The following is a 25,989-nucleotide window of genomic DNA, read 5'->3' as shown; positions in this document are numbered from 1 at the left end:
ATAAATATAATTATATTGTATCATAAATTTTTGAAAAAGTCTGCTCCAGCTCAGTGAAAAATTTTTTGTGTTTTTGATAAAGCTCAGGATTCTTCTCCATATCTGCGATAGAGATTTTATCAATCGTGGAATGATTGAATAACTCTTTTGCTGGTACAATTCCTAGAAGGTTATCTGTTCCCTTTTCTTTAGCTTCAAGTCCTAGGGCCTCCAGTAATTCTCTTGATGACCCATAGTTTGGTCGGATCATATTTGCTAAGAAATATAACTCAGCAGTAATGTATGATTCTCTTGTACGATAGTCAATTACATCCCTTCTGAATGCTTCTAACCGAGTTGATAAATTGAATTTGGCATTATAACCAAACTCTGAAGGAGTCAAGGGACTAATAATAACATGACTGACCGCAACAGCATTTTTAGTAGCTGTCGCAAAGTCTGGTCTACAATCAATCAAGATATAGTCAAATTGATCCAACTTTTTCTTTTCGTAGTTATCCTCTAGCCAAAGATAAAGTAACATATTTTTCTTATCGCTGTTCTCCAGATCTCGTTCCACCGTATCAAGCTGAACTGAACCTGGAATTAAACTGATATTTTCCTTGACTTGCTTAATATCCACATCGCCTCCTTTAAAAGCATTGGCAATTGTATTCCTGCTCTCATAGATATTGTAACACTGTGTCAAATTACACTGATGGTCTAAGTCTATAAAGAGAACCTTATGACCTTTCTTAGCCAACCATTCCCCATAATTAAAAGTTAAAGTAGTTTTTCCAACGCCACCTTTAATGGCAGCAAATGTGATGATCTTCATTTGACATCCTCCTCAAACTGATACTTAACAATCTTATTTTGCGAGCTTTCAATCAAAGCTATTTTTTCCCACTCATGTTTAGTATGCTTTACTTTCCATAGCGGAACAAATCCAAATAACAATAACCTACCAACATAGAGCGTCTTGTCTTCGGTGTCTTCAGTGTCTTCCGTACCTTCTTCCCAATGACATAATAGGTCCCGATTAACGGTAGATACAATCTCACAAGAAATACATTCAGTAGGCGAGAAGTATTCTGACATAAGTAAACTTAAAATTCTATACCATAGTTCTTTATAATTCTCAAAGACATATTTCCAGAAATAGTCACCCTTTTGACGTTTTCCTATCCAGCCCCAAAATCGTATTTTCTTTTCCATAATTCGAACCTCGATTGCCATTGTGCGAGTTTTTGAGAATTCAAAAACGATTCGGTCCTCATTACCTTTCTCGAGACTACCATCAAAATAAACAATATCTAATAATTTCAAGGATTCCTTAAGATTCCCCTTTTTGTTAACATTCTCAACTTGGTTTTGAAAATTATAAACGTCAAAAATATCCATCGTCTTCCTCCTGTTTTTCTATATTTCTATTATACCATTATAATTATATTTGTCAATATGTTTATAATTATATTTATAATTATTTTTTTAAAATGAAATTTCTCTTTCCTTCTCGCCAGCGATTCCTAGAAAAGGTTATCTCTCCAAATGTGAAGACAACTGTCCTCTCGGTACTGTCTATCCGCTTATACCATGAAGGGAGCTATCTGCTCGTCATAATCTCTCACTCGCTTCAGGAATTGTTGCTCACGTTTGCAATCTAGTTTTGCGACAAATTCTTTTTCATCAAATCTAAATACTCTCTATGGTATTGAAATCATGACTAGATTGAAAACATCAGAAACTTCTAAAAGACTTTTTCATCCTCAAATCGTCGGTCAACATTCTCTTCTCGACTACGCACGTGCTCCTTAACATCTCTATAATCTGTGTAATGTTTTAGAGTGTCGTCAAAGAACTCTTGTAAGGCTCCTTTTTCAATTTGAAATTGTTTGATCAATTGACTGACATCTTCCAGTCCCATATCTTTTGGGACTCCCAAATCAGCCAATAGTTGTACCGCCGCAAGACTATTTTCTGGAGATTGCTGGATGGCTAAAAGCGCTCCTTCAATTTTATGATAACGTCCAAGTCGCTCATCTAGCTGTCTTAATTCCTCCTGAGTAGTCTCTATCTTTTCATTAAATTGATCCTCCAAATGTTGAAATTGTGCTCCATCTGTCACACCGTGCTCGACTAAGAAATTATATTCCTTAATCAGCTCACGCATAGAGGAAATTTGGGCATTTTTAGTTACGAGTGTCTCCCCATTTTGTTTGGCTAATTGTCTTGCGACAGTCAAACCCATCATGTACCGATTTTTTTGTGATTGATCTGGATTGAGAAAATAAAAATAGTCTTTCTCTTTGATATAGATCGTATAATTTCCATCCTCATTTTTATCAACTTTATGAGAAGGTATTAAAATGGTACCACTATTTAAAGCTCCCATATCCATCTGTAAGTAAATACCTTGCTTACTTTCTTGTTCGACCTGCCAGGACTCTACTTCCAATTTCAATTCAAAATCATTGGCTGTTTTTTCTTTTGATTCTTGATATTGTTCTTTCAATTCCTCCATATCAAAAACCAACTGATTCTTAGAAATTCTCTCTTTTATTTTTTCAAGAGAATAGAGTCCTTTCTTAGATAATGTATCATCTCGGACATTTCTTTGTTGGGGTTGATCAAGCAATTTATACTTCACAAATTTACCAGAAAAATCAATCTGAAGGTCAAGCGCAACTGCTTTTTGTTTAAAGTCTTCCAACGACAGCGAGTGCTTTAGAAGAAAATCTAGACGATCCTTGATTTCAAAGCGATAATTATTTTGTCTCCGCCAAGCAGAATACTTTGTATAAGAATTTTTCATAGTAGGCTCAATAATTTTAGCGCCATAACGTGCTGCATGCTTGTCCGATATCGCCCTCAAATTTTTCAGGGTTTTCTTTTCCCAACGAAATTTCTTAAGCGTTGAGGTATTGGTTGTATTGAGTATGATATGATTATGAAGATGATCTTTATCTGTGTGTGTCGCAATTACAAACTCATAATTTCCACCTGTCAATTCCAACATCGTTTGACGACCAATTTCATGAACTTGCTCAGGGGTCAAGTTGTCATCTGGAGAAAAAGACTGGATAATGTGATGAGCCAATACTTGTTTTCCTGAAGATAATTCTTTCAAGTCATCATCTCCTTTTTTAAAGGCTGCAGCCAATTTTGTCATGACCATTTCTTCATCTGCTACACTGAAATCAGAGATCCCATTGCCAGATACTAACTTCATTTGAAGTTCACCATCATGATAGACAAGAGGGAAATCAAGATCACTTTCTGCAGGTCCTGATACAAGAGTTTTCGCTTCATTCAGAATATAATTAACAGCTCTCTTCAAATTAGCTGGTGTTTTAATTTGAGTTGGAGATTTAATAACTACCATTCTTCTATATCACTCCTTACCGTTCGTTTCCGTTCCTGTAGACTCTGTTTTTCTGCGCTAGAAAGCTTGGCAGCCACCATCTCTTTTAACTCAGATAGATAGTCAATAACTTGTGCTACTTCCTCTGGCGTAACCCCTTGATTTTCGTTAGCATGCTTAGCAATCTGGTTGATGTTTGTCCCAACTCGATTGATAGCAACTCGAAGGTCTTTCAATTCAGAGAAATCAATTTGTACCACCTTTCCTTGAACCAATTGATTCTTCGCATAGTATTGAAAAGATGGAACTCCCATTTGGGCCATCGCTGTTTTAATTTGGCGATCTTCCTCTGGTGTTAGTCGTATCAATTTTTGTATATAGCGTTTTCTATTTTCTCGTTTCTGCATAATTTTTTATCCTCTTTCTCTTAAAGTCTCTGGCATTTTCTGATTAGTCATCAGCCCCTAACTTCCTTCCGGCAAGCGTAGCAAATGGATATCCATTTGCGAAATTTAAAAAAATCAGAGAAGGAGAACCTTGTAGTTTTCCTTCTTGATTTTCTCAGTTTTGGGGAAATCCCCAAGCCCCTTTCCTATATCTTTTGGAGTACAACCTCTAACAATTTATCGCAACCAACTGAAGATGTTTTTGAAAATAGATGATTGCTTATCACTATTTTCTACACTTTTTTCTTTCTGACCTTGTAACTTTTCAGCTAGGACAGAAAGTTGTTGAGCAGTTAGAGGCTGGAAAATCGACTGCCCAATTTGTATTTCTGTCAGTAAGATTTTTTCTGTGAGTACAGCTTGAAATTCTTCATCTGTAATCATCTTGAGTAGCTCAATATTTTCTTCTTCCCACTCCAAAAGAGCAGGATCTCCTTCAGGTAGTTGAGACTGTTCTTCCTCTAGTTGCTCCAGAACTTTTTGGCGAGTCAAGTCTTTAGCGTTTGGCGATACTCCTTGAACTCTGTCTCCATCCATGATTGGAATAAAGTCTGAAAGGATGATGATCAGTTGTTCTTCTTGTTCATTAGTCATGAGTGTTGTCCTCCTTGATGATGATTTGTTTTTAATTTGACCTTGGGTTTATTTGGGGTGTCCCGTTCGGTCATTTCGAGAAACCCTTCTCTTTTTTTGATTGTGCATCTGCTTTCAACTCCTGCTTGTGATCTTCGACAGCCTGCTTGCTCTGATCTTTAAACTTCTCCAGTTTTTGTTCAAAACTGCGCTTCGTTTGTTTCTCTTGACTCAATCTTAATTGTTCCAATGCTTGATCCATCCGAACCATTAAACTTTTAGCTTCTTGTTGGACAATATCCAACTGTGCTTCTAAATCAGCAAGTGTCTCCTTATCAGCAGACCACCCAGATAGATAGTTAAAGGAATACTCTGACGTATCAATACCATAGTATGAAGAAACGACATAAGCGACACTTTCAGCCTGGAGTTCAGCGGTGCTTCTAGTTAGATTTTCCTTTTGAGGATTATCTGCATGATGCAACTCTGCATGAGCCATTTCATGTAAGAAAGTTTTAATAATTTGAGCCTTGTTCATCTCATTACTACGTAAAACAATTTGATTTTCTGGGACAGAATAATATCCATGTTTATTATTGTCCATCTCTTCAAATCGAACCGATACATCATTTTCTTTTGCAATAGCCATTAGGGCACGGTAAAGATTTGCATAGTCCAAATCAGTCAGCTGTTCTTTCACTTCTGCAGCTTTTGGCATCTCCTTTCCTTCTGTCTGACTAACATCAAAAACTGGTACCAAACCAAAGAATGTAACTGTTTCTGGTTTCCCATTTTTATCCAATATTGGTTGGTTATTCTCATCCTTTTTGATCTTCGTCATAGGTTTAAAAATACGTAACGCCTTCTCACCTTTTTTCACATAGCGACCAAAGTTTTCTTTCCACTGTTTGAAAGAAGCTACTTGCCTTGCTTCAGGATTTTGTGCAAGAATTAAGCGCAAGTTGCGATTAGAATAATTATTTAGTTGGCTCATTTTCGTTAGATAGTCTTTGTACTTATCTGAATCCAGAAACTCCTTAATCCCTTCTTTAAGATGACGACTTAATCCTGCCATATCTTTATTTTGAATAAAATCTGCGACTGCAAGACTGCCAGCTGCTAAAACAATTTCATCCGCTTGTAGACTCTCCTCGCCCTCTGGTTTAGAACCTGGTTTCGATCTAAAATCATACGGATTCGTTCCCTGAAGCAACTCCTCCTCATCAGAAACACCATCAGCATCCGCATCATGTTCCAACTCCTGCTTGTTGTAGCTTTGTTCTTCTAGTTTGATTTCTTCCTCTTGTGATTTCTCAAATTCTTCTCGGACTGTGGAGATCGTTTGTTCAACTTTTTCTGATAAACCTTTGATTTCTTTTTGCCATTTTTCAATAAGGGCCAATTGTTCCATAGGTGAGTCTTTGACTCCCAACTTCTCAAACCAAGCAGATAGATTTTCGACCTCAACACTATCCATTCCATCAAAAGAGATAAATCCAAGGCGACCATCATGACTACTATCTGTAAATCCAATTGGACTATTTTCCAAATCTCCAAATGGGAGTTGGGATAGAAGTTGATCTGCGTAAAGAGTATCTTCTAAAGCGTAACTGAACTGAGAAATATCTAACTCACTCGCCAATCTCTCCAGATGATACGGAGTGAATATGGCCCCGTCTATCTTCATCAATTCTGGGTACTCTCTCATTTCTCGTGTTCCAAGTCTTTCTTTGTGAGCGATGGGGTTAATCTCCTCACCGATATTGTAACGGATGCTATCCTGGATCAGTTCACCATCAGGAGCGTAGATACTAAACTGGATCTTAGTTGGAGAGATGTAGCCTTCTGGATAAACACCAGTCACTTGTTCTAGCCCATCCTGATGTAACTGATAGAAGCTCTGGTTGGCTTTGTAAAGCTCTCTAGCAAAATCTTGATAAGATATCAGCTCGGTTTCTTTAAATGGCAATTTAGGCCCATCTGGTCGCTCCTCAGCCCATTGAAGACGTACATGGTAGTTATCCTTATAGATGTGATCTTGTTGCCATTCTTTATAAAAATCTGAATTTGTATCTAGGAGATGATCTGCACCAGCCGCAGCAACAATCTGATCAAATTTATCATTATGCTGCTTCGCATAGTCAAGATACTGATTCCAGGCTTGATGAAATTCTTCTGGAGTTTTTGAGAGGTCACCTGGTACACCTAAATTATAGACAGTATCTAGGACTTGAGTAAACGTAGCCGAATCAAGTAGGGAGCTATTCAGTGTGTTAGAAGGAGTTAATTGTTCAATTTCTTTAGGAACTTCTTCAAACTGCTTATTCTTCAAAACTGACAGCATTTCTGCGCCTTTGTCTTTAACATACTCCTCATTGATTGAAAGTTGCTCGATGTGACCACCTCGCTCTCTATAAACACCAAGAATGATCTTTTCATCCAACGATTTAACATTAGTTGCAAGCTCTCCCTTGAGTTTCATAAGAGAGGCTGGAATTTTTTCATCTCCGATATCTTTAAAAAGTAGTAAGAAATCTTCATCTTTTGCTTTAATAGCTTCACTCATATTGAGATTGTGAAGCTTTTCAACACTGCTCAAATCATCTAAAACAAAAGAATGTGGATCTAAAATATCACGCAACATAGGAAGAACCTGCAATTTATCCTTAATTGCATTACTAATCAACATACCGTCATAATGCCCCTGACCATTTGCAATATCATCTAGGAAATTTGCCGCTCCCTTTCCCTCTTCAAAAGGTCTAATCCCTGAAAGATGGATAAAGTTATCCTTTTGAAAAGTCACCTGAAGCACATTCTCCTCTCCATGATCCGCATAAACAAAGCTGATCTTACTGTCAGCCATTTCACTTAAATACCAGGACGCTGTACTTTGAATGGAGGGCGCATATTGGTTCAAACGTCTTAAATCGGCAGGTGTGATTGGGTGATAATTCCCCACTCGCCGTTGCACTTTATCATAACTTGTGCTAAAATGAAGGTACGGATAGGATGATGTCGGGTGACTGGTAACAGTTTGCTCAAAGGTGCTTGTTTCAAGTACAGGTGTGGGACTGCCTTCAGCTTCAAGCTGTAAAGACCCCGTGCCACCACTGGTCCTATCAATCAAGCGCTCCTGACTTTGTTCAGGGGCTTTTTCTATGTACTCCAGTATTTGTGCATCTAAACGATCAATTTCTTTTCTGATAGACGTCGTACTATCCGCAAAATAAGCATCCCTTTCCAATCTAGTACGTTTTGCGAATAACTTGTCTAAATCAGTCGTTATAAATCGTGACATTTCTTTTTCAAATTGCCATGCCTGTAGTTCATAGTTAATGCCTAAATCTTCCCGAATTTTTTCTGCTAATTCGTCTTCCCATTTACTATGCAATTCCCAAACTAGCTCTATAGATTCTTGATTATCTGGAGTTTGTTTTTCTTCAACCGTCTTATCTATACTAGTCGGATCAATGACGACTGTTTTTTTATTTTCTATCGAAAATGTGAGATTGTCCCAATTTTTTTCTAACCACCCTGCTTCGTCTTGATTTTTTTCAATAGGCTCTGGTTGTGGTGAGATTGATTTTTCCTGATTCGAGGGCGTTAATCCTACATTTTCTTGCCTTTGTTTGGCAAGTAATTCATCCACCTTCAGTCTTTCCTCATCTGTTTTCGGATGATACTTGGTTTGTGAAGATAATTGAAACTTTCCTTCCTCAGTCAACTCCAGAGCAACTCTTCGTAAGCCTTTTACAAAATACGTATTTGGTTGTTTTTGCCACTGATTCACTAAGCCCTCATCAATTAAGGCTTGAGTTGCTGGCTGAATGCTCGTTTTACCCATTTGTTCAGATATAGCCTCAAGTCTAGTCAACTCTTCTTGATAGCGTTTGAGAGTAGCTTTGGTAAAGAACGACTCCCCACGCTTAGCTTTTTCTAACTCTTCACGGATTCTAGGTATATTTTGAACACTCATCTCCAGACCACTTCCCTGACGATTCAACCCCATTTCTTTCAAATGTTGTTGGTGCTCCAGGTGCTCTACTCGCTCTTCTTGTTTCCTAATCTCATCCATCTTTGAGAAGACTTGACCTTCTATTTGTTCTTGCTTACGCATAAAGCTAGCACCGCCTCGCTTATCATTCATGGGTTGCCCATTTGTTTGTGCTTGGTGGGAATAAGCTCTTGAAATAGCCTCGTCTTGTTCACCCCTTAGTCTTTCCAATTTTCGACGTGCCTGGGCAAGACGACTGTTGTCTGGTGCGTCTTTCTCCAGTTGTTTTTCCTGCTTCAGGATCTCATTCCAGTCTGTCTTCTCCTGGCCTTCACGTTGTGGTGGTCTTGCATCGATAACTGGGATTTTTTTCTCCCGTAGTTTGGTAATAAAGTCTGTACCTGCTTTATCACGATCAACTGCCAGCGTGATGAGATCATCGTATTTGTGATCTTGGAAAAGTGTGGATGTTTCCGCTGCAACAGATAAAAAGTTAGAGGTACGTGTTAGTTCACTAGACTTGGTATAATCCCTTTCATCCATCGTGAGTTCCCCTCGCTCCTGCAGAATTTCAAGAACATAGTGAGACAGAACTCCCTCTTTTAATCCTTCCATCGCAACTAGTTGAACATCGTTTAATTCGCCCTTATGAAGCTCATAATAGCTCATAAGGTCAATTGGTGCCTCTGTCACAATTAAACGCTTAGGAGAGCCTATAGAAACGTTTAAGCCACTAATAGATTCTGATTGATACATGATTTGTTTCAAGTATCCTTTGCCAGGATGACGTTCTTGATCAGGAACAAGTCCCTGGAGGCTCGCACCTACCAGTTGCTGATTTCTGTCCAAGTATTTAAAAACCAAGACATCTTCTATAACACCATCTTTATCCTTACGTTTAGCTTGGGCTAATACTCCCTTTTCCAGGAAGAAGTCGATTGTATCATCAGAGAGACCTCTAATCTCCTTGAGATAGGATCTCGCCTCCACAAATCGTTGTTCGTAAGGGGCTAGTGTATAATTGAAAGGTTGACGTTCTTCCTCTACTGGTTTTGCTTCAGGAAAGGAACCTGTCTCTAAGAATACCATGGCTTCCTTATAGCTGACATTTCGCATTTCTTGTACAAGGTTGATGGTGTCCCCATACTTATCGGCTTGTGAATACCAATGCCAGGTATTCTTCACAGTATCAATCTTAAACGAGTCATGCTCAGCCCAATAATACTCTCGATGTGACTTTCGCTTCATCTCCATTCCAAGGCTACGAGCTACTTCTAAAATATCCAGCGATTTTGCCTGTGCTTTTGTTAAAGGCATACTCTTTCCTCCTCTACTAATTCCTTAAATAAAAGATATCCTTCAGGAGTTGCATCTAGTTCACTAACAACTATTGGATCTTCCTGACTCGTTGTCACAAAAAGATGAGGAGCTAATTGATAGAAAGTCTCCTCATCTGCCTGTTTGAATAGCTGCCAAATAGCATAACGTTCTGTGGCTAAATTTTCTAGCTTTAATGCTAGAACCTGCGAGATACTCTCCAGGTATCCTAATTGTGTTTTAGGTGTTTCCATCCTACTATCCTTTCTGTATGTTAGGCCACGAATAACTCTTTTAGCTGCGGAGTCAAATCGTTGGCATATAAAAGCAAGCCGTCGATGTCTGTTCCTTTTCGAGTGTATTCGTACCAGTTTTCTTTGTCTTCAGGAGAACTTGCAATCTCATCTTTTCTAGGATGATCATAGACACTTGCTTTTTTATCTCTGAAGACATTTTGTTTAGAAATAAAGACCAATCCTTCTTCTACCCCAATTCTTGCGACTTCATCTGGAGTTAGAAGGGGACGGCCTTGAATTTGTTTATTTTCACTTGATGATCCATTACGATAACTATGCGATTTTGAGGTAGATCGAGTACGTATAGTCTGCTTACCTGACCTTGTAGAATAGTATTCCATCGTATCCTTGTCATTTGTCCCTAAAAATAGGTGAGTAGCACAGTTATTAAAGATGGTCTTCCAATCACTTTTATAAAGTGATTCTAGCTGATTGACAGCTTGGATGATAATCTTAATAGACATCTCACGACTACGAATAGAAGAGAGAACCTGGGCGAAGTTTGGAATACGGCCAATTTGTGCAAACTCATCGAATATAAATTGAATGTGACGAAGATTTTTTCTACTGTATCCAGGTACTTTCCCTTGCAGGATATCATCAGCCTTATGTGTGAGAACCTCAAAACCAATCGCAAACAAGATTGAGGAAAGAAAATTAAAGGCATTATTGGTTTCAGGAATAGCAATAAAAACGGCTGTCTTTTTCGTATTCCAGGTATCCATTTCCATGGTATCCTCACTAATCAAGTTTCGGACATCTTCGTGGTCGAAGATAGAATAACGAGAAGACAAAATCGCTACCACACTGTTTCTTGTCTCGCCTCTGAAGTTTTGGAATAATTTCCACTGTTTATAAGCATAGTTGTTAGGTTGATGTTCGTTCAGTTCTTCAAACATCTGCTCGACAGGGCTTGGTACATCTGGATCCTCTCGATACATATTTCTTAATAGATCCGCAACGTGGCCCAGGTTTGGCATATATAACTGGACTCCAGTTTCAGGATCCTTCGAGTCAAAATAGAGATAACCAATCAATGCACGTTGCAGCATCAACTCCGCTTTAACCCAGAAGTCTTCTCCAGTATGCTCACTCTTCTTCGTTCCCTCAGTAATTGCTTCAGAGATACGATCAATATCTAGCTCAGACTTCATGTAATGAAAAGGATTAAACCGATCTGAATTCTTGAGCCGAATCAAATCAAAGATTTTAACAGCATAGCCAGCTTTCTCAAGCATCTTCCCAACTTCGTGTACTAGGTTTCCTTTAGGATCCGTCACCACAAAGTTTGAGTTCATCTGCATTAAATTTGGCAATACAAAAGTAAAGGTTTTACCGTCTCCTGGAAGACCAATGACAATCACATTTTTATTGAGCTGGACATTGTAGGCTAAGCGAAAATTAAATAGGCCCATTTTGACCTGTTTTGAAAAAATCATATTCTTCTCAAAATCAACGTCTTCAAACCGTCTCATTTCCTTCAAAGTCGCAAAACGAGCACTACCTTGTTCTTCTCCTTGGCGATATAAATTCTTATCCATAGAAGCATAGACAAGCATTGGAAGACCGAATCCGATCAACCCAGCATATAAGGCACCTGAATCAAAGAAAACACCAAAAGAGAAGCGTTCCCAGTGTTCTAGCAACCAACGAAGCCGCAACATTCCCATAAAAGGTACTGCTGCAGTCGAAAGTTGGTAGTAATGGTAAAAGGACTGGAAAATAACAAATGAAAATAGCCCCACCACCAGGTAGGGCCATATAGGTTTTCTAATCATCGTGTCTTCTCCTTCCCAATCTCCTTCGTAACAACTGGCATCGTTCCTTTATAGACCTTATTTGTCTTATAGTAATTGATTTTATCTTCAGGAGTCATTTCATGTGGTTTCTTCAGTACCTTTTTAGCAAACTCTTCCAATTTTTCTGGGCTTTTCGTGATGTCTGCCAACATATCTTTGAGAGCCTTTTCTACCAGGGGACGATTTTTTGTTTCAAAGAAGAGATAGGTTGTATCATCTTTTTGATGATAAGTAAAACCTACCTTATACTCCTCTAGGTAATGCTTCAACTTAGCCAAGTGAACTTCACTATTTAATAACTTCTCGACATCTTTTTTTGATTTTGTGGCCATAAAATCATTAAAACGTGTCTCCCCTTCAAAAGTTTGATTTGCCGCCTTATGTTGTTTCTTGTCATAATGGGCTTTTGCGAGGGCATACAGAGCTTGTATCGTCATCTCCAGGGTAACTTTTCCTTTTAAAGCCAGAGAATGACTGACTTTTTCTTGATCCATGTAAGACCTCCTTTATTTTGGATAATTGGATAGTTCTGGCTTGGCAATAACCTGGAATCCGTAAGGCGCTGAAGGTTCTTCCTTCACAGTAACTACCAAGCGTTTCTGACTTCTGTTCTCACCGTCTTTCACGGCTACTACATAGGTTAGCTGATAAGTTGCTTCATCAACAATCAAGCTAGATTCCAAAATCACAGACTGCAGTTGACCTGCTTGTCTATCTATCGTTAATTGAGGAGCTACGAAATCAGCCATTTTCCCTTTATCAGAGTAAAGGGCTGGCAAAAAGTAACGTGAAAAGGCATCTAGTTCCCCTGTTTTTGACTGAATGGTTTTTAGATTTGAAAGTTCCTTGGATACGGCCGAGAGTTGCTTTTCTTGATGGTAAACTAGCGTAAATGATAAGCCAGCAAGTGTCAGACTTCCTACTAGACCAAACAACACCAGAACTCTTCCTAAATACACCCAAAAAGAGCGTTTAGAAGAGGTTGGAGGTTTGGGAGTTTCATGTTTCAAGGAAGAGGCTTCAGCTTTCTCTTCAGGAGTCTTCTCTAGATGTTTTGTTTTAGTCTGGCGCTTAAAGAGTGAGGTTTTTGCTTCTTTTGGTGCAACTTCCTTGTTATTCACCATACCAGGCTTCAGGAAGAGGCTATCTGCGATTCCCTCAAACGGCAAATAGACATCTTCTTGGTACACCACTACATTCTTTTTATCCAGTTCCTCTACCAATAAAACGGCCTCTGCCCCCTGGTGTTTAACCTTAGCATTTTCTCGCTCCAGCGCTTGATACACAAGGTCCCGATTTTTATACGTTGTGGTCGTGTTTTGTGTCAGATTGGTTAAACGGTACATGTTTTTCAGCTCCTTTCAATTTTCCTTCAGCAAGAGCTGCTTTAATATCAGCCCAGGTTAAATTATGTTCAGCCAAGTAGTTTGATCGTTCCTCATGCTTGGCCAGAATGATTTGAGTTTCTAGCTGCTGCAGTTTCTCTTCTTCCTTCTTGGCCTTGGACATATAGTCAGCTAAGCGGTTTTCCGCTTTCTGTTTTTGTTTTTCCAAAGTTTCTAATTTTGTCATTGTTCCTTTTTCCCTTCTGTGCTTTGTGTTTGGTTATTGATTGGTTTGTTTAACGATGGAATACTCGCCTTTTCGCTGGCGTTCAAGCTGTCCACAATCAAAATAGGATCAATATGATTTACCAGGTATTTCCCATCTTGCTTGCTGAAGCGAATCCGTATGGTTCTTGAAGATCCTACGTTTGTTTGGGCGTTAGTATAATCATACTTCTTCTGTAACTGTGTCTGAGTGTATCTCACTTGAGCTAGGACAACATTATTTTCTTGATCGATGTAGATGGTAGAAGACTTCATCTGTGTATCCACTACATAGCCCTTATAGGTTTGTACCGTTGGTTCTTCTTCAGAGTTCACTTCCTGATTGTAAGCAGCTTCTGTCATATAGGGCAAATAGCGATTTCTATTTTCTCCAAGATCCTGCTTATTGAAGTAAGCCGTCAAAAATTCCTTTACATATTCTTGCGTTAGTTCGCTTCCCTCTGCTTTGGTTTCTTGTTGCGTAGTTTCAGCTTCCTGTTTAGCTTTCTTTTGCGATGAGGTTGCTGCTCCAATCCAGAATACGAATCCTAGAACTAGCACAACTCCTATAAGGATTCCTCCTATTTTCAGGAGTTTCAATTTCTCCATATCTATCATTTTCATGATTTACCTTCTTTCTTTTTTAATTCGGTGTCGCAAACGTATAGTAGTAAGCTGGATAGATGACACGAAAATGGACCTTATCCTGTACTCCTTGGATATTACATTCTGAAACGAGGAATGAACCGTCTGGATTCACAGCTTCCACAATCGCAACATGGCCGTATTCATCTGGTGTCCCACCAAATCCACCTACTACTGATACAACAGCTCCTTTTGTTGGAGTTGTACTATACCGCCATCCTTTTGCGACCAGATTTGCTACCCAGTCCTGACCATTGCCAAGGTAACCATAAGCTCCTGATAAGTCTGTAATCGTTCCTAGTTCAACTAAACGATTATAGGCATACCAAGTACATTGTCCCACTTCATAACCGCTTCCTTGTTGTGTAGTCATAGAAGCCTGTGTTGGAGGGTGTTCCACTTTTGACTTATACTCTTCAGGGAAATTCCAGGAAGACGCTAACGCTCCACCTCCTCGAACTTGTTGAGTAAGAAAAGCGTGGATCTGCTTAGCGTTATTTTGGCGCTCTAGGACCTTGTCTCCAGAGTTCCCTTCCCAGTTAACCAGGAACCGCTCTGTAAGTGTCTCTACATCTTCTGTGCTGGTTAGAATTGAGGTCAGTTCAGTGATATAGTAAGGAGTATCCCCCTCCAACATAAAATCTAACTGCAGTTCTAAATCGTACCACTTTTTATCTTTTGATTTTGCATAATTCAATAATAGAGTATGCCTAGTAGAACCATCTGCTGTATCTGTCCACTGACCTAATCCTAAACCTCGACGAAGAATATTTGGATACCCACCATCATAGATAGCGGGCCCACTTATAGCTAACCAGGACTCATCATCCCAGGAAGAAGAATCAGCCCCTACTGGCGGACTAAGATAATCTCCTTCAGCACGTTTAGGATTGATATTACTTTCAGTTGCAAAGTTTCCAAGCATGGCTGCCAAACCATTATCTGTCAGCCCTGGTACCTTTTGCTTCAAGTAGTCTTTTATCGCTCGTGATTTTTGTCCTAAATCACCATCAAGTGTAGTAATGACTGAGGTTGTCTGATTGTACGTGACAGATTGAAAGTAAAAGCCTGGATTGACTGATGTCCACTTTTCTTTCTTATCCTTTGTCTCTTTTTCCTCCAATTTTTGATACTGAATGACCTGGTAACCATTTGCCGTTACCTTCCCAACCTCGTCTCCAGCTTTGACCTGATCACCGTCAGAAACACGGATATTTCCTACCTCTTCATAAGTAAAGATGGCTTTATCTGTTTTGATGGATACAGTAGTATCATCTGTCACACTGACTTGACCGTCAATAGGAGCTCTTAGAGCTTGTCCTGTTGAAGCTTTTAGTTGTGTTTTCTCATAGATTTCACTCTTAGAGGTATAACCAAACCGCTTCAGGATAACTAGAGGAGCATGATAAGAAGGGTCGTCTTCCTGGTAAAAGGGATTAGCTAGTTCTTGATAAGATGGGTATCGACCAACTTCTTTAGTCAAATCCTCTAGCTCTTTATACTCTTCTAACTCGCTATCACTCAACTTAGTCCACTTGAGATCTGACGAGGGGCCATATAAGTCAGCCATCTTTTTCAAGTTGTGAGGGTCATCATTCAAATGATTCCAAAGATCATTCAAGGCATCTGAATAGTGATTGAAACCTAATATTCCAGCCCATTCACCACCAGTCCCCTCATTCCAGTTACTTTCTGGTTTCCACTCACTACCGTAGCGAAAGTTCATGAAAAAGATCATGTCATCGATGTTGGTCCAATAGTCTACCTTATCATTTGACTTCTCTCGATCTCGTTTACTAATTTGAAGCCATGACTTGTTCAGGTCAAATTCATTTTGTTGGACAGGACCACTGCCTCCAAACATGGCCATAAATGCCCCAAATACTGCAAAGATGAGGAACATTAAGAAATAGGACTTGACAGCTAAAGGATTAGATAAGATGGAACGCAGGGGCTTTGTCGCAACCTTCAAAACCTTTCCTGTCCCTCTTGACACCTTCCCAAACTTTGAACCTGCAAGTCGCTTTCTGGCCTGTTTCATCTTTTTGCTGAGCTTTCCTTCCCAGGAGAACTCTTTTGGTGTTCGAGTATATCCTCGCCCTCTGATGAAATTATAGCTTCTATTGAGCTGTCCATAGCTGCGCTTGATTGAATACTTGGATAATTTTCCTACAGCATTTAACGCTCTTTTAGAGGCGTTTACCTGATACTTAAATTGACGAATGTTTTCCCTCGCCTGAACCCAGTCTCCAAGAATCTCATTATCTCTGACTGTCTTCTCAACGTCGTGTCTCGCTTTCATTCGAGCACTTTGTTTAGCACGTTTCTTTAGGCGGTTAGGGATATAACTGTCATCAGCTTTTTTAGCTCGTTTATAGAGCGTTGTTGCAATTTGTTTTTCCAACTTTGCTCGATCACGTTGTTGCTTAAAGAAAAGACCTCTAGCTGTTGCTTGAGGTCCTTTATGTAGTTTATAATCTTTGTTCGCTAAGCGATAATTCTTCTTAGCTTCTTTAAATGCAACTTTTGAGTCTAAACGTGCTTCTTTAGGCTTTTTTTCAGCATTGAGGGCTAATCCTTCTTTGATTCTTCGCTTGCGTTCCTGTTTTAATTGTTTGCGATTACTTTTAGACAAAAGAAATTACCTCTCTTTCTATTTTTTAACTATCTGTCGCAACCAATTGATACAGTTTGGTATCTTTAGGGATAGGATTTTCAAATGGTACAATCGTATCCCCAGCCACGATCAAACCAGTACCTTTCGCTTTTGGCCGCAAGACAAATCGCTCCAGTGAAGGCGTAAGAGGGATAACCTGCTCCAGGGCATCTAGGTCTGTCCGCTTCAGCTTCAGGAGGGCTAGAAACTCACAGTTTGCGACTAGCTTTCTACCTTCTTCTGTAGATAGAACAGTCTCTGGATTCTGTGTAATCCCTGTTGGAATGGCCCCATATTTACGAATACGTGAGTATAGTTCTGTAAAGAAGGTTGCCTGGAGTTTATTCTTGAAGTAGAGCTGCAACTCATCAAAGTATAGCCATGTAATTGTTCTACCTTGGTTATTGACTACCTGGTTCCAGATGAAGTCCTGAATCACCAAGAGGGCAAATGGCTTCAATTTACCACTCAACTGCTTGAGATTGAAGATAATAAAGCGACTATTCATATTGACGTTTGTAGGGTGTGCAAAGATATCATTTGATCCAATAGTATAAGGTTCTGCCTTCAGCGCCAGATCCTTAGCAACAGCTTCAGGTTGACGTTCCAAAACGGCTTGCCAATCCTTAAAGGTTGGTTTTTCAAATTCCTCATAGGTCTTTCTCGTCACACGGTCAATCATCGCAAATTCATCGTCTGATACTTCAGAGAATATGTTCTCAAACAAGGTTGATAAGAGGTTTGATTTTTGGCCAATCGGATCACTATCTTCTGCCTGCAGTTTATCCTTATCGGGTAGATCCAATAAGTTGAAGTGATGTTGTGATCCAGGAGCGATTGTAATAATTTCAGCATCTAATTCTCGACCAATAACAGTGTATTCATCTTCAGGATCGACGATAATAATATTATCTTCAGGGTAACTTAAAGTTGTAGGAATAATCTCTCCTCCTTTAGCAAGAACTGACTTTCCTGATCCTGACGTCCCAAAGATACAACCTGAACCTGTATTCAAGTCTTTCTTGCGGTCAACTGTGATAGCGTTCTTAGATAGCTGATTCTGGCCATAATAAATTGCACGTGGACTGTTAGATCGTAGATCTACGTTGGTAAATGGGACTTGTGTGGCCAAGTTACTGGTAGTCATATCTCTCATAAAACGGCGTTTTACGTTGATAAATGGAATCCCAATCGGTAGAATCGTATTCAAGGATTCTTCCTGGTACAAGTAACACTTATCCAGTTCTACCGTATTCTTACGGACAGATCGTTGAACCTGCTCAGTGTAGATATTCAACTCCTCCAGACTGTCAGCCATGAAGAAAATCGTCATCACACCTGAAAACATTTTTTGGTCATTGTCCTGGAGTTCTTCAGTCCATTTCTCTGTTTCACGAGATGTCTCCACAGCCTTCCCACCAACAGCCAGGTCACTTCCATAACCTTCTTTTGCTGCAGCCTTCTGACTTTTGATCATTTCCCTACGTACACTTGACTTAACTGTCTTGATTTTCTTCAGGGCATCTGCAGTATCATATGGCTTCGCATGCAGACTGATAGCCAGTTCAATTCCTGTATCCAGGATATTCTTAATCAGTTTGTCATTCAAGAAGGTAGGATATTGTCTAACATACATCACCCTTGCGAAACAATCATCAATTTTCATATGATCTTTTTCAAATTTCAGATAGTTTGGAGCTACAAAGTCCCTGGTTGATAATCCAGAAATAGCGATGTCTTCATAGTTAAAATCAATAAAACCTTCTCGCCTCAAGAGTTTTCGGAAGATAAGAAGACGATCTAATCCTTCTAACTCCTTAAAGGAGATTCCTAAGCCACTGTATTGACTTTCAATAACGCTGGCTGTATCATCAAGGATTCTTCTAGCTTGATGATCCTGGTCTGTTTGGGTGGTAATCGTCAGATATTTTTCTACCTTGAAGGTATTTTGTTCCTGAGAAAAACGATCATTGATCATCGCATTGTATTCTTTACGATAATCGTCATATCCATCTCCAACCAAATCATAGCGGATAGAAGATAAGCTATTGCTTTCTACCCTACGATTCAGGATCAATAGCTGCATATCATTATCAATGTCCAGCGAATTAAAAATATCAGCGTTTGTTTCAATGATATCAATTCGCTCATCATCTGTTGCCGTGATATAGCTTGTATCACCTAGGCGATAGGTCTTTGAAAATTGATCATTTGTAATTTTCATAAGTCCATCAGGTGTCAGCCATTGATAGTTAAGGCTATTCTGTGTAGATGCCGTCATGGTACGTCTTAGACGTTTGGCCCGTTCCCGTTCTTCCTTAGAGAGTTTCGGGGTTTTCTTTCGGCCGAATAAATTCATTTCTTGTATATTCCTTTCTGTCATAATCTGTCTGATAAGAGCGTTCCTGCTTGGTTAACATGAAACGAACCTCATCTTTAATTTTTTCATCAATATAACACCCGAAAATAACAAAAGGCGCTAATAATAAAATATCAACGCCATAAAGGATTATATCAGGTGCCTTCAGCCAATAGAGGATAGTAGTGACAACTACTGTCAATGCTATACCAAATAGTAGCACTAACTGTCTCAGTGTCATATAGCCTATAACTGGCCTTTCGTAGCTATCTAAAGCCTTTAAAAATTCACTGCCTAAACGTGTCATTCTGTTCCTTTCTTCTAACTATTGTGACATTTTTTCTATCTTTCTCATACTATAAATAGAAAAGAAAACTACAATCAACGCTAAAGCCATAACTACAAAAACCATCCTCATAAACTCCTCATCGTTTAGGTAAAGGATTTTAATCACTGACATAAAAGAAGCATTTCCTACTCCTAATATTCTAGAAGAGAGTAAATTAAATATCTCTGTAGCTACATATGCAATAAAAGCAAGAAAGAGATTTATAGGTACTAAAACCGATAAAACAGAAGCACTGATTCCACCTAAAATAGAAAATATTCTATACTTTTTATTTGTATCAAATAAACTATCTTTTTTTGTATAATATTTTCTGGTTGCCAACAACACATACTCTTTGTTCCCTCTTGAATGCTTAGATGTGCGTTTCTGCTTTAAAGCGAGGGATTTATTTTTTCTAATCATAAAAATAATTCCTTCCTAATTCACCTGCATGATATTCTTAGCCATGCGTTGGCTACCAAATAGCATAATGATGTAAATGATTCCTTTTGCAATGGCTACGAGTGCAGTTATAAAAGCTCCAGTATTGCTAAGTGTCAATAAATCATTCGTGACAATAGCTGGATAAAGCATGGTTACAACCACTAAAATCAATCCCTGAAGGACAGCAGCAGCATAGAGCTTAAAGAAACCGAGGCAGATCGGGCGTAAGCTATCCACCATGTAACAAGCGACAATAATTTTAGCGATTCCCTTATACGTGTAAAGCGTAAAGGAGCGTAACAGGATCAACAACTTAGTCGATATCTGACCGACAAAATCAACAACCGCATAAACAATTTTAAAGAATGATTTCTCAATCATACCCAAACCTTTAAAATCTGGTGGCTCAGAACTGAAAGGGTCTGTAGCATTCTTGGCTATTAACTTAATGATAACATTGAACAACCATGACAAGGCATCAAAAATCGCATCCACATAGAGGATAAAAAAGAGTGCGATAGCATACTTGAGGATTTCTTCAATCCAAAGCTGAAATGACAGCTCTCCTCCATTGCTTTTAAGTTGTTGGTGCCAATTCATGAGGTTGATCCCCATAAAAAGGAGAAGGAGCAAAATTGCTACCTTCCCCATCGATCCTGAAACAGTTTCCATCAATTCATAGGCTGTCGCATTATAGTCTTTCAGACTCATGGTTAGTTGATCAAGTGTGGATTGGTCCATAAAACCACCTCCTCTTTCTTCTTCATCCTAACCAAGAGATTGAAGACCTGTTGCTAAAGCTGTAAAGAGGGCTTTTAGAACGGCACCTAGAAGTGCACCTAGTATCAAACTTTGGATTCCTTTATCCTTCTTATCATCCAATTCACGTTTGATTCCTACTGCTAAGTCCCAGGCACCCCAAGCGGCCCAACCAATACCGATAATCCCACCGATATTTCCAATTTTGTTAATAAAATCTACAACTGCATCCATTATTTTTTTCTCACTTTCTTTTTATAAAAAGGTACTAAGAAAATTCCTTAGCACCTACATTGTTTATTCAATACTATGTTTCATCCGTTGGACGAAAGGTTAGAGAGAGGGCTGTAATCACAGCTAAGACAACGATAATAGTCGTTTCCCACCAATAGTAGATGGGGACCTTTTGAGGAAAGAAAAAGTTAGTCATAAGCCAATCTAACTGCTTCTCTACATCTGCAGAGGGACCTGATTTTGTTATCCAAAAATATATTTCCCAAAAAGCAGCATAGCCTAGGACAACTACAATCTTAAATACTACCCATCCAATTGCTGTCGCAATCAAGCTTTTAATCAGATTAAAGATAAAGAGGAGAAACATGAGTGGAGTCGCAACCATCAAAACGGCAGCTCTCGCAATCAAACTCGGTAAGTTCTTCATTCCTGACCAGACGGCTTTTCCTAGCCAACGTAGTCCTTTTTTCCACTTCTTCTCTTCAGACTTAGTGACTTCTGATTTTTTTTGAGTTGGAGTGTAGTATCTATATCCACTTCTAGTCACATGTGCATCCATTTTCGTGTCCTTTCTCATCTCTCTTCCCCCTCTTTTTTATGGCTTCATTATACCATAGATGAGGGGGAATTTCTAGATGTTCTATTTTTTATGTTTACGAAGCCCAGCTCCTACAAGACTCATCAATCCCAAAATCATTCCCCAAGTTGGAAGCATGCTTGCTGCTGTTCCTGTATTTGGAAGTGATGGCTGCGGTTGTGGCTTACCTGGTTCTTTAGGCTCTGGTTTTGGAGGTTCTGGCGTTGTTGTTGTCACTTTCGCCGTCATCTCTTGTAAATTGACTGTATTGATAAAGGTATTTTCAACCTTCCCAGCCAAGATACGCTCTACTTCGATATAGAAGTTCGCATCGAACGTACCTTTTACACCTAAAGAGTTCAAGAACTCTTTATCAATAGTGTAAGCCCACTTACCTTCTTTTTCATTCCAAGTGACTTTAACAATCTTCTTGATAAAGTCAGAATTTGTGCTTTGATCAAACTCAAATTGGAAGGCATATACAGAGCCTTTAGCAACCTTGTCACCAGCTTTGACTACTTTGCCATCCTTCAGGATGACATCATAAGGCAAGATAAGGTCTTTCCCAGCTGTGTACTCTGTCCCCTTGAAAATACCCTGCCACTTACCTGTATATCGATCATGAACCACGTCTAACTGGTCACTACCGTCATATTGGAAGAGGCTATCATGTTTGGTTGGAACGGTTACGCCATCGAGTAGATAGCGGATGTATTGGCCAATCTGTACTTCTTGGCCGTCCAAGACTTTTTTATTATCCTTTTGATCCAGGGCATGTTTCTCTGGTGCCACATCTGGCACTTCAACTGTAACAAGATTGGATTGATAGCTGTTACCAAAGTCAATCTGTTTAAAGTCATTCTCGACTTTCTCCCCTGCTTTAACCAAGAGTTTGGCTGGAAGATCAACAGTAACATTCTTATTTGATTTCACGTAGTTTTGGTAGAAACTCTTAGAATCCTTGGCTACCCAGAGATAGAACTCACCTTTAGGTTGCAAGTTCAATTCCTTCAGGATTTTATTGATTGCATCTGTACGTCCTTTGTCTGAGAGCACATGGTACATATCAAAGAGATTTTTAACATCTTTACCTGCAGCAGTCATCTTGATCTTGCTGTGGTCAACTGTGAAGGCTTTGTCTTGAACATCATCTAAGATTGCAAACTTCTTACCAAGTGCTTGCGCTGAAGCAAGGGTTTTGGCATAAGGACTGTAGTCTGTCATCAAGCGGAAGGTCACGGTACGATCAAATGTTGTCGCCCCGTTTATATTCTTACCAGAACGATCCAGGACAGCTTTGACTGGTTTTGGCGGTTTCGGTGTGTAGTTCGTAACAGGGTTTGAGAAAACTTCATAGTCATTTACTAAAACCTTGTAGGTATTATCGTAAAATCCTTTATCATAGATTGGCTTCCAGGTAATCACTGGAGCTTCTAGGCGTTTTCCTTGATAGGTAGCAGTAAAGGTATATGTGTTCTTTCCTGCATTATATGAAACAGTCCATCCTGCTTTCTCTGCCGCTGCTTTTGTGACAGCTACATCAGGAACTGCTCCAGCTTCGAGTGGATCAATGATGGTAATCTTGTCCCCTTTTTTCAGGTTCGCATAGATATTGTCATGGGTCAATGTATAAAGCTGAGTAGCGTTTTTAGCTACCGTTTTACCATCTGTGTTGGTCTTATCTGTATCTGCTACAGATTTTCTGACAACTGGCTTATACTGCAACTTGTAGCCGTAATAGCTTGCAGACAATTTCTGATTTTTGGTTTCAGAAATTCTTGTAAGAGCCAAGGTTGGCTTAACTGGGTTCTTAGATTTGACCAATTCGGCTGATACAGGTTCAGTCTTAACTGGCTTCACGGTTGTTTTTGTGATAGTTGCTGTAGCTGGAACTTCAACAACTGGCGCTACAACCTTCGTATTTAAAGCAAACCAGTAAGTTTGACCACTTGGATTTTCTGGTCCATCCCATTGGATAAATTCGGTTGTGAAAGCTGTTCCTTCCTTGAAGACACCAAGTGCAGCTCCCTTATATTGGTAAGGTGAGTCAGATGTATCCCAAAGATGCCCCACTTCCTCCTGACGATTATAGTCTTCCGCATATACATAGCCATAATCTTTGTTTTCTGTAACAGTGGAGCCGTTAATTTCAACATGAGTTCCGTTAATGGCTTTCGCACCTTCCCAACCAATACGATTGTGATTGAGGGAAGAATAAGTTAGGGTGGCAGGTGTCTTTTCACTTGCTGTGAACGCTACTTCTTTCCCATCCACGTTGTAGTAGTAGGTATCCGTAACCAAGAAATTCATGTAGTCCGCAGCTCCACCAGTTCCATCATTACGAGCTACTACAAAGCCTTCTGTTGGATCATTCAAGACGTAGACATCATTCAATCCAGTTTTTCCTTGGTTGATAATTTCAAACTTACGGTGGATACGAGAAATATCATGCTTTTTACCATCTGCAGTTGAAACAGTCAAACCTTTCAGATTAGTGTAGTCAACTTCTGTTTTCCATCCAGTGCCAACATCCTTGTATTTCAAGACTTTAGTCGAGTCAAGAACACGAGTATAGCCTGAGGTTCCGTTTGATGAGGCAATGTAATCTTTAGTAGTTACCTGCGCTCCTGGAGCAGAGGACTCCACTGTTGCTTCAGGATTTGCTGTCGCAACACTAAGAGCTTGCAAGACTACTTCTTTTGTGTAGCCTTCCGTGCTTGTCTTAGCTCGAAGCTCATCGTACTTCTTCTGCCATTCCGCTTGGGTCTGTTTGGCTTTGTCATAAGCTGCTTGGTTTTGTTTTCCAATTTGCTTGGCCTCATCTACAGAGGAGATTTCTTGTGTCTTAGAGGTTAAGAGTACCCCTGTTTTAGTCAATTCAGCAGTCTTAGAATCTGCATCCTTATTTACAGAATCGCTAGTATTTTTCCTCTCTGTATAGGCAGCCATGATCGCTTTATTAAGCTCCACTTTGCCTTTTGCAGTCGCAATAGCCTGGTCATTTTGTTTCTTCAATGCTTCTACTTCTGCCACTGAAGAGACTGTACGTGTAATGACTTTAACGTCAACGTTTTCCTTCTTCAGCTGTTCAGATGCGCTTTCTACCGCTTGATTTAACTCAGTAGCTTGTTTGACAGTAGCTTCGTACTTCCCTTTTTCTTCCAAGTAGGTTGAGACAGCTTGCTGGTTTTCTGCTAAGACTTTCTTAGCTGTTTTAGTAGCTTGCTTGTTTTTGTCAGCAGTTCCATCTGTTGCAGTCGAACCGTCATTCGTAACGGTGACTGTTGTTGACTGTTCGTGCTTGCCTTTTTCAGTGGCCACAAAGCTATTATTAGCTTGAATGGCTTCCTGCGCTTCCTTGAAGGCGGTATTGTTTTCGACTTGTTTTGCAGTCGTTTCTTCAAGCGCCTTGACCTGTTTTTCTTGATCTTGTTTGATCTCAGACTTAGACTGTTCAAGTTTTGGAGCAGTGGTATCCGTTCCCTTATCAATGCTTGATGTCTCAGATACAACTACTCCTGCTTGCTTAGCTGTTGAAGCAGCCTTTGTGACTGCTGTATTATCAATCGCTACAGGCTGGCTTCCTGTTGCTTTACCAGCTTGTGTAGCATACATGTTATTGTCATTTTTGCTTTCAGGCTGGCCTGTTTCATCTGCAAATGCTGAACCTGCAGAGAAGGCTACAATACCTGCGATTGCAATACCTGACGCTAAACCTTTAGCCCATTTTTTCTTACGGAAATATCCGTGTCCTTGTGTTTTTTCTGCCATTTAATGTTTTCCCTTTCCATTTCACCTTAAAACATTTTCTTTTTGTAGAAGTAGCCAACCGCTGTCAACAACATAGCTCCAATAGCACCCAAAATGCTTTCTGCTGTTCCTGTATTTGGAAGTGTTTTTAGCTTTCCATCCTTGTCAGTAACAGAAATAGTCTGATCCTCATTGACAGTGCCTCCGACCTCTTCAGGAGCCACTACAGAACCATCTGAAAGGACTACGTTTCCGTTTTGTGTGCTGACGATAGCCACCCCTGTATTTGTTTCAACGGGCTCTTTGGTTACATCATGAACAACCTGACCAGTCGATGTAGATGTTGTTCCAATTTGAGATTTCCCTTGCTCGTTTGCCTCGTCTGTTGTTTTTGGTTTTTCAGCTGGGACACCATCGAGACTCTCAGCATTGTCCTTGCCCTGTGGCTTATCAGAAGTTGCTGGTTGCTCAGGTGTTGCTGGTTTATCAGTTGGTACACCATCTAAGCTCTCAGCATTGTCCTTGCCCTGTGGCTTATCAGAAGTTGCTGGTTGTTCAGGTGTTGCTGGTTTATCAGTTGATACGCCATCTAAACTCTCCGCATTGTCTTTACCCTGTGGTTTGTCTGCAGTTGATGATGTATCTGGTGTTGTTGGATCAACTGGAGTAACAGAAGGCTCTGTTGGCTGAACTGCTGGTGCCTCTGTTTCTGTTGAAGCGCTTGGGGTGGTTGGGGTAACGACTTCTGTTGTTGGAGCAGAAGAGTCAATTGGTGTTACTTCATCAGCTGATACATAACCAGCTTGTGCAAGTGCGATAGTTGAAAGTGCTAGTGTAGCTAATGCTTGTTTCTTGTTCATTTTGATTTTTCCTTTTC

Annotated in this window: 21 protein-coding genes; all 21 read right to left on the bottom strand. The window is 39.7% G+C overall.

The window, feature by feature from the left end; translation table 11 throughout:
- Window positions 1–10: 10 nt before the first annotated feature.
- Window positions 11–817 (bottom strand): ParA family protein, encoded by an 807-nt coding sequence (locus HMPREF2991_RS06410; protein WP_070683695.1) that lies wholly within the window; start codon window positions 815–817, stop codon window positions 11–13.
- Entirely contained in the window at window positions 814–1,383 is a 570-nt protein-coding gene (locus HMPREF2991_RS06405) for a hypothetical protein (RefSeq protein WP_070683693.1), read from the bottom strand. Before HMPREF2991_RS06405 ends, HMPREF2991_RS06410 begins: the two co-directional genes overlap by 4 nt.
- 346 nt (window positions 1,384–1,729) lie before the next feature.
- Window positions 1,730–3,364, bottom strand: coding sequence for a relaxase/mobilization nuclease domain-containing protein (locus HMPREF2991_RS06400; protein ID WP_070683691.1), 1,635 nt, complete (start codon window positions 3,362–3,364; stop codon window positions 1,730–1,732).
- A complete protein-coding gene (gene mobC, locus HMPREF2991_RS06395) occupies window positions 3,358–3,750 on the bottom strand; it encodes a plasmid mobilization protein (RefSeq protein WP_001171915.1) in 393 nt (130 codons plus the stop codon). The genes HMPREF2991_RS06400 and mobC overlap by 7 nt, the downstream gene beginning before the upstream one ends.
- A 216-nt stretch (window positions 3,751–3,966) precedes the next feature.
- Window positions 3,967–4,383 (bottom strand): hypothetical protein, encoded by a 417-nt coding sequence (locus tag HMPREF2991_RS06390; RefSeq protein ID WP_042768467.1) that lies wholly within the window; start codon window positions 4,381–4,383, stop codon window positions 3,967–3,969.
- 70 nt (window positions 4,384–4,453) lie between these two features.
- Complete coding sequence (locus HMPREF2991_RS06385; protein ID WP_070683689.1) at window positions 4,454–9,676, bottom strand: PBECR4 domain-containing protein; 5,223 nt, start codon at window positions 9,674–9,676, stop codon at window positions 4,454–4,456.
- Window positions 9,667–9,930, bottom strand: a complete 264-nt coding sequence (locus HMPREF2991_RS06380; RefSeq protein WP_070683687.1) for a hypothetical protein — start codon at window positions 9,928–9,930, stop codon at window positions 9,667–9,669. The genes HMPREF2991_RS06385 and HMPREF2991_RS06380 overlap by 10 nt, the downstream gene beginning before the upstream one ends.
- Window positions 9,931–9,950: 20 nt before the next feature.
- Window positions 9,951–11,750: a VirD4-like conjugal transfer protein, CD1115 family gene (locus tag HMPREF2991_RS06375; RefSeq protein ID WP_070683685.1), complete on the bottom strand. Its 1,800-nt coding sequence runs from the start codon at window positions 11,748–11,750 to the stop codon at window positions 9,951–9,953.
- Window positions 11,747–12,265: a DUF3801 domain-containing protein gene (locus HMPREF2991_RS06370; RefSeq protein ID WP_070683683.1), complete on the bottom strand. Its 519-nt coding sequence runs from the start codon at window positions 12,263–12,265 to the stop codon at window positions 11,747–11,749. Before HMPREF2991_RS06370 ends, HMPREF2991_RS06375 begins: the two co-directional genes overlap by 4 nt.
- A gap of 12 nt (window positions 12,266–12,277) precedes the next feature.
- A complete protein-coding gene (locus HMPREF2991_RS06365) occupies window positions 12,278–13,117 on the bottom strand; it encodes a hypothetical protein (protein WP_070683681.1) in 840 nt (279 codons plus the stop codon).
- Window positions 13,071–13,343 (bottom strand): type III restriction endonuclease, encoded by a 273-nt coding sequence (locus tag HMPREF2991_RS06360; protein ID WP_070683679.1) that lies wholly within the window; start codon window positions 13,341–13,343, stop codon window positions 13,071–13,073. Before HMPREF2991_RS06360 ends, HMPREF2991_RS06365 begins: the two co-directional genes overlap by 47 nt.
- A complete protein-coding gene (locus HMPREF2991_RS06355) occupies window positions 13,340–13,984 on the bottom strand; it encodes a hypothetical protein (protein ID WP_000781852.1) in 645 nt (214 codons plus the stop codon). The genes HMPREF2991_RS06360 and HMPREF2991_RS06355 overlap by 4 nt, the downstream gene beginning before the upstream one ends.
- A 19-nt stretch (window positions 13,985–14,003) precedes the next feature.
- Window positions 14,004–16,640, bottom strand: a complete 2,637-nt coding sequence (locus tag HMPREF2991_RS06350; RefSeq protein ID WP_000047029.1) for a phage tail tip lysozyme — start codon at window positions 16,638–16,640, stop codon at window positions 14,004–14,006.
- Between the two features lie 25 nt (window positions 16,641–16,665).
- Window positions 16,666–19,020: a VirB4-like conjugal transfer ATPase, CD1110 family gene (locus HMPREF2991_RS06345; RefSeq protein WP_070683677.1), complete on the bottom strand. Its 2,355-nt coding sequence runs from the start codon at window positions 19,018–19,020 to the stop codon at window positions 16,666–16,668.
- Window positions 18,980–19,327 (bottom strand): PrgI family mobile element protein, encoded by a 348-nt coding sequence (locus HMPREF2991_RS06340; RefSeq protein ID WP_000197455.1) that lies wholly within the window; start codon window positions 19,325–19,327, stop codon window positions 18,980–18,982. Before HMPREF2991_RS06340 ends, HMPREF2991_RS06345 begins: the two co-directional genes overlap by 41 nt.
- 18 nt (window positions 19,328–19,345) lie before the next feature.
- On the bottom strand, window positions 19,346–19,771 hold the full coding sequence (locus HMPREF2991_RS06335; protein ID WP_000619802.1) for a hypothetical protein: 426 nt from the start codon (window positions 19,769–19,771) through the stop codon (window positions 19,346–19,348).
- A gap of 15 nt (window positions 19,772–19,786) precedes the next feature.
- The gene (locus HMPREF2991_RS06330) at window positions 19,787–20,533 is read right to left on the bottom strand and encodes a hypothetical protein (RefSeq protein ID WP_070683675.1); all 747 of its coding nucleotides are present in this window, start codon (window positions 20,531–20,533) and stop codon (window positions 19,787–19,789) included.
- A gap of 27 nt (window positions 20,534–20,560) precedes the next feature.
- On the bottom strand, window positions 20,561–20,785 hold the full coding sequence (locus HMPREF2991_RS06325) for a hypothetical protein (RefSeq protein WP_000340303.1): 225 nt from the start codon (window positions 20,783–20,785) through the stop codon (window positions 20,561–20,563).
- 73 nt (window positions 20,786–20,858) lie between these two features.
- The gene (locus tag HMPREF2991_RS06320) at window positions 20,859–21,362 is read right to left on the bottom strand and encodes a hypothetical protein (protein WP_070683673.1); all 504 of its coding nucleotides are present in this window, start codon (window positions 21,360–21,362) and stop codon (window positions 20,859–20,861) included.
- A gap of 63 nt (window positions 21,363–21,425) precedes the next feature.
- A complete protein-coding gene (locus HMPREF2991_RS06315; protein ID WP_070683671.1) occupies window positions 21,426–25,133 on the bottom strand; it encodes an SspB-related isopeptide-forming adhesin in 3,708 nt (1,235 codons plus the stop codon).
- A 26-nt stretch (window positions 25,134–25,159) separates the two neighbouring features.
- Window positions 25,160–25,972, bottom strand: coding sequence for an LPXTG cell wall anchor domain-containing protein (locus HMPREF2991_RS06310; RefSeq protein WP_070683669.1), 813 nt, complete (start codon window positions 25,970–25,972; stop codon window positions 25,160–25,162).
- Window positions 25,973–25,989: the final 17 nt, after the last annotated feature.

The sequence above is a fragment of the Streptococcus sp. HMSC072D07 genome (assembly GCF_001814835.1).
GTDB lineage: Bacteria > Bacillota > Bacilli > Lactobacillales > Streptococcaceae > Streptococcus.
Note: the sequence above shows the minus strand (reverse complement) of the source record. Positions and strands in the feature narration are given on the sequence as shown.

Excerpts from the sequence above, each read along its gene's own strand:
- HMPREF2991_RS06410 (WP_070683695.1), bottom strand. The coding sequence starts at position 817 with ATGAAGATCATCACATTTGCTGCCATTAAAGGTGGCGTTGGAAAAACT.
- HMPREF2991_RS06405 (WP_070683693.1), bottom strand. The coding sequence starts at position 1,383 with ATGGATATTTTTGACGTTTATAATTTTCAAAACCAAGTTGAGAATGTT.
- HMPREF2991_RS06400 (WP_070683691.1), bottom strand. The coding sequence starts at position 3,364 with ATGGTAGTTATTAAATCTCCAACTCAAATTAAAACACCAGCTAATTTG.
- mobC (WP_001171915.1), bottom strand. The coding sequence starts at position 3,750 with ATGCAGAAACGAGAAAATAGAAAACGCTATATACAAAAATTGATACGA.
- HMPREF2991_RS06390 (WP_042768467.1), bottom strand. The coding sequence starts at position 4,383 with ATGACTAATGAACAAGAAGAACAACTGATCATCATCCTTTCAGACTTT.
- HMPREF2991_RS06385 (WP_070683689.1), bottom strand. The coding sequence starts at position 9,676 with ATGCCTTTAACAAAAGCACAGGCAAAATCGCTGGATATTTTAGAAGTA.
- HMPREF2991_RS06380 (WP_070683687.1), bottom strand. The coding sequence starts at position 9,930 with ATGGAAACACCTAAAACACAATTAGGATACCTGGAGAGTATCTCGCAG.
- HMPREF2991_RS06375 (WP_070683685.1), bottom strand. The coding sequence starts at position 11,750 with ATGATTAGAAAACCTATATGGCCCTACCTGGTGGTGGGGCTATTTTCA.
- HMPREF2991_RS06370 (WP_070683683.1), bottom strand. The coding sequence starts at position 12,265 with ATGGATCAAGAAAAAGTCAGTCATTCTCTGGCTTTAAAAGGAAAAGTT.
- HMPREF2991_RS06365 (WP_070683681.1), bottom strand. The coding sequence starts at position 13,117 with ATGTACCGTTTAACCAATCTGACACAAAACACGACCACAACGTATAAA.
- HMPREF2991_RS06360 (WP_070683679.1), bottom strand. The coding sequence starts at position 13,343 with ATGACAAAATTAGAAACTTTGGAAAAACAAAAACAGAAAGCGGAAAAC.
- HMPREF2991_RS06355 (WP_000781852.1), bottom strand. The coding sequence starts at position 13,984 with ATGAAAATGATAGATATGGAGAAATTGAAACTCCTGAAAATAGGAGGA.
- HMPREF2991_RS06345 (WP_070683677.1), bottom strand. The coding sequence starts at position 19,020 with ATGAATTTATTCGGCCGAAAGAAAACCCCGAAACTCTCTAAGGAAGAA.
- HMPREF2991_RS06340 (WP_000197455.1), bottom strand. The coding sequence starts at position 19,327 with ATGACACGTTTAGGCAGTGAATTTTTAAAGGCTTTAGATAGCTACGAA.
- HMPREF2991_RS06335 (WP_000619802.1), bottom strand. The coding sequence starts at position 19,771 with ATGATTAGAAAAAATAAATCCCTCGCTTTAAAGCAGAAACGCACATCT.
- HMPREF2991_RS06330 (WP_070683675.1), bottom strand. The coding sequence starts at position 20,533 with ATGGACCAATCCACACTTGATCAACTAACCATGAGTCTGAAAGACTAT.
- HMPREF2991_RS06325 (WP_000340303.1), bottom strand. The coding sequence starts at position 20,785 with ATGGATGCAGTTGTAGATTTTATTAACAAAATTGGAAATATCGGTGGG.
- HMPREF2991_RS06320 (WP_070683673.1), bottom strand. The coding sequence starts at position 21,362 with ATGAGAAAGGACACGAAAATGGATGCACATGTGACTAGAAGTGGATAT.
- HMPREF2991_RS06315 (WP_070683671.1), bottom strand. The coding sequence starts at position 25,133 with ATGGCAGAAAAAACACAAGGACACGGATATTTCCGTAAGAAAAAATGG.
- HMPREF2991_RS06310 (WP_070683669.1), bottom strand. The coding sequence starts at position 25,972 with ATGAACAAGAAACAAGCATTAGCTACACTAGCACTTTCAACTATCGCA.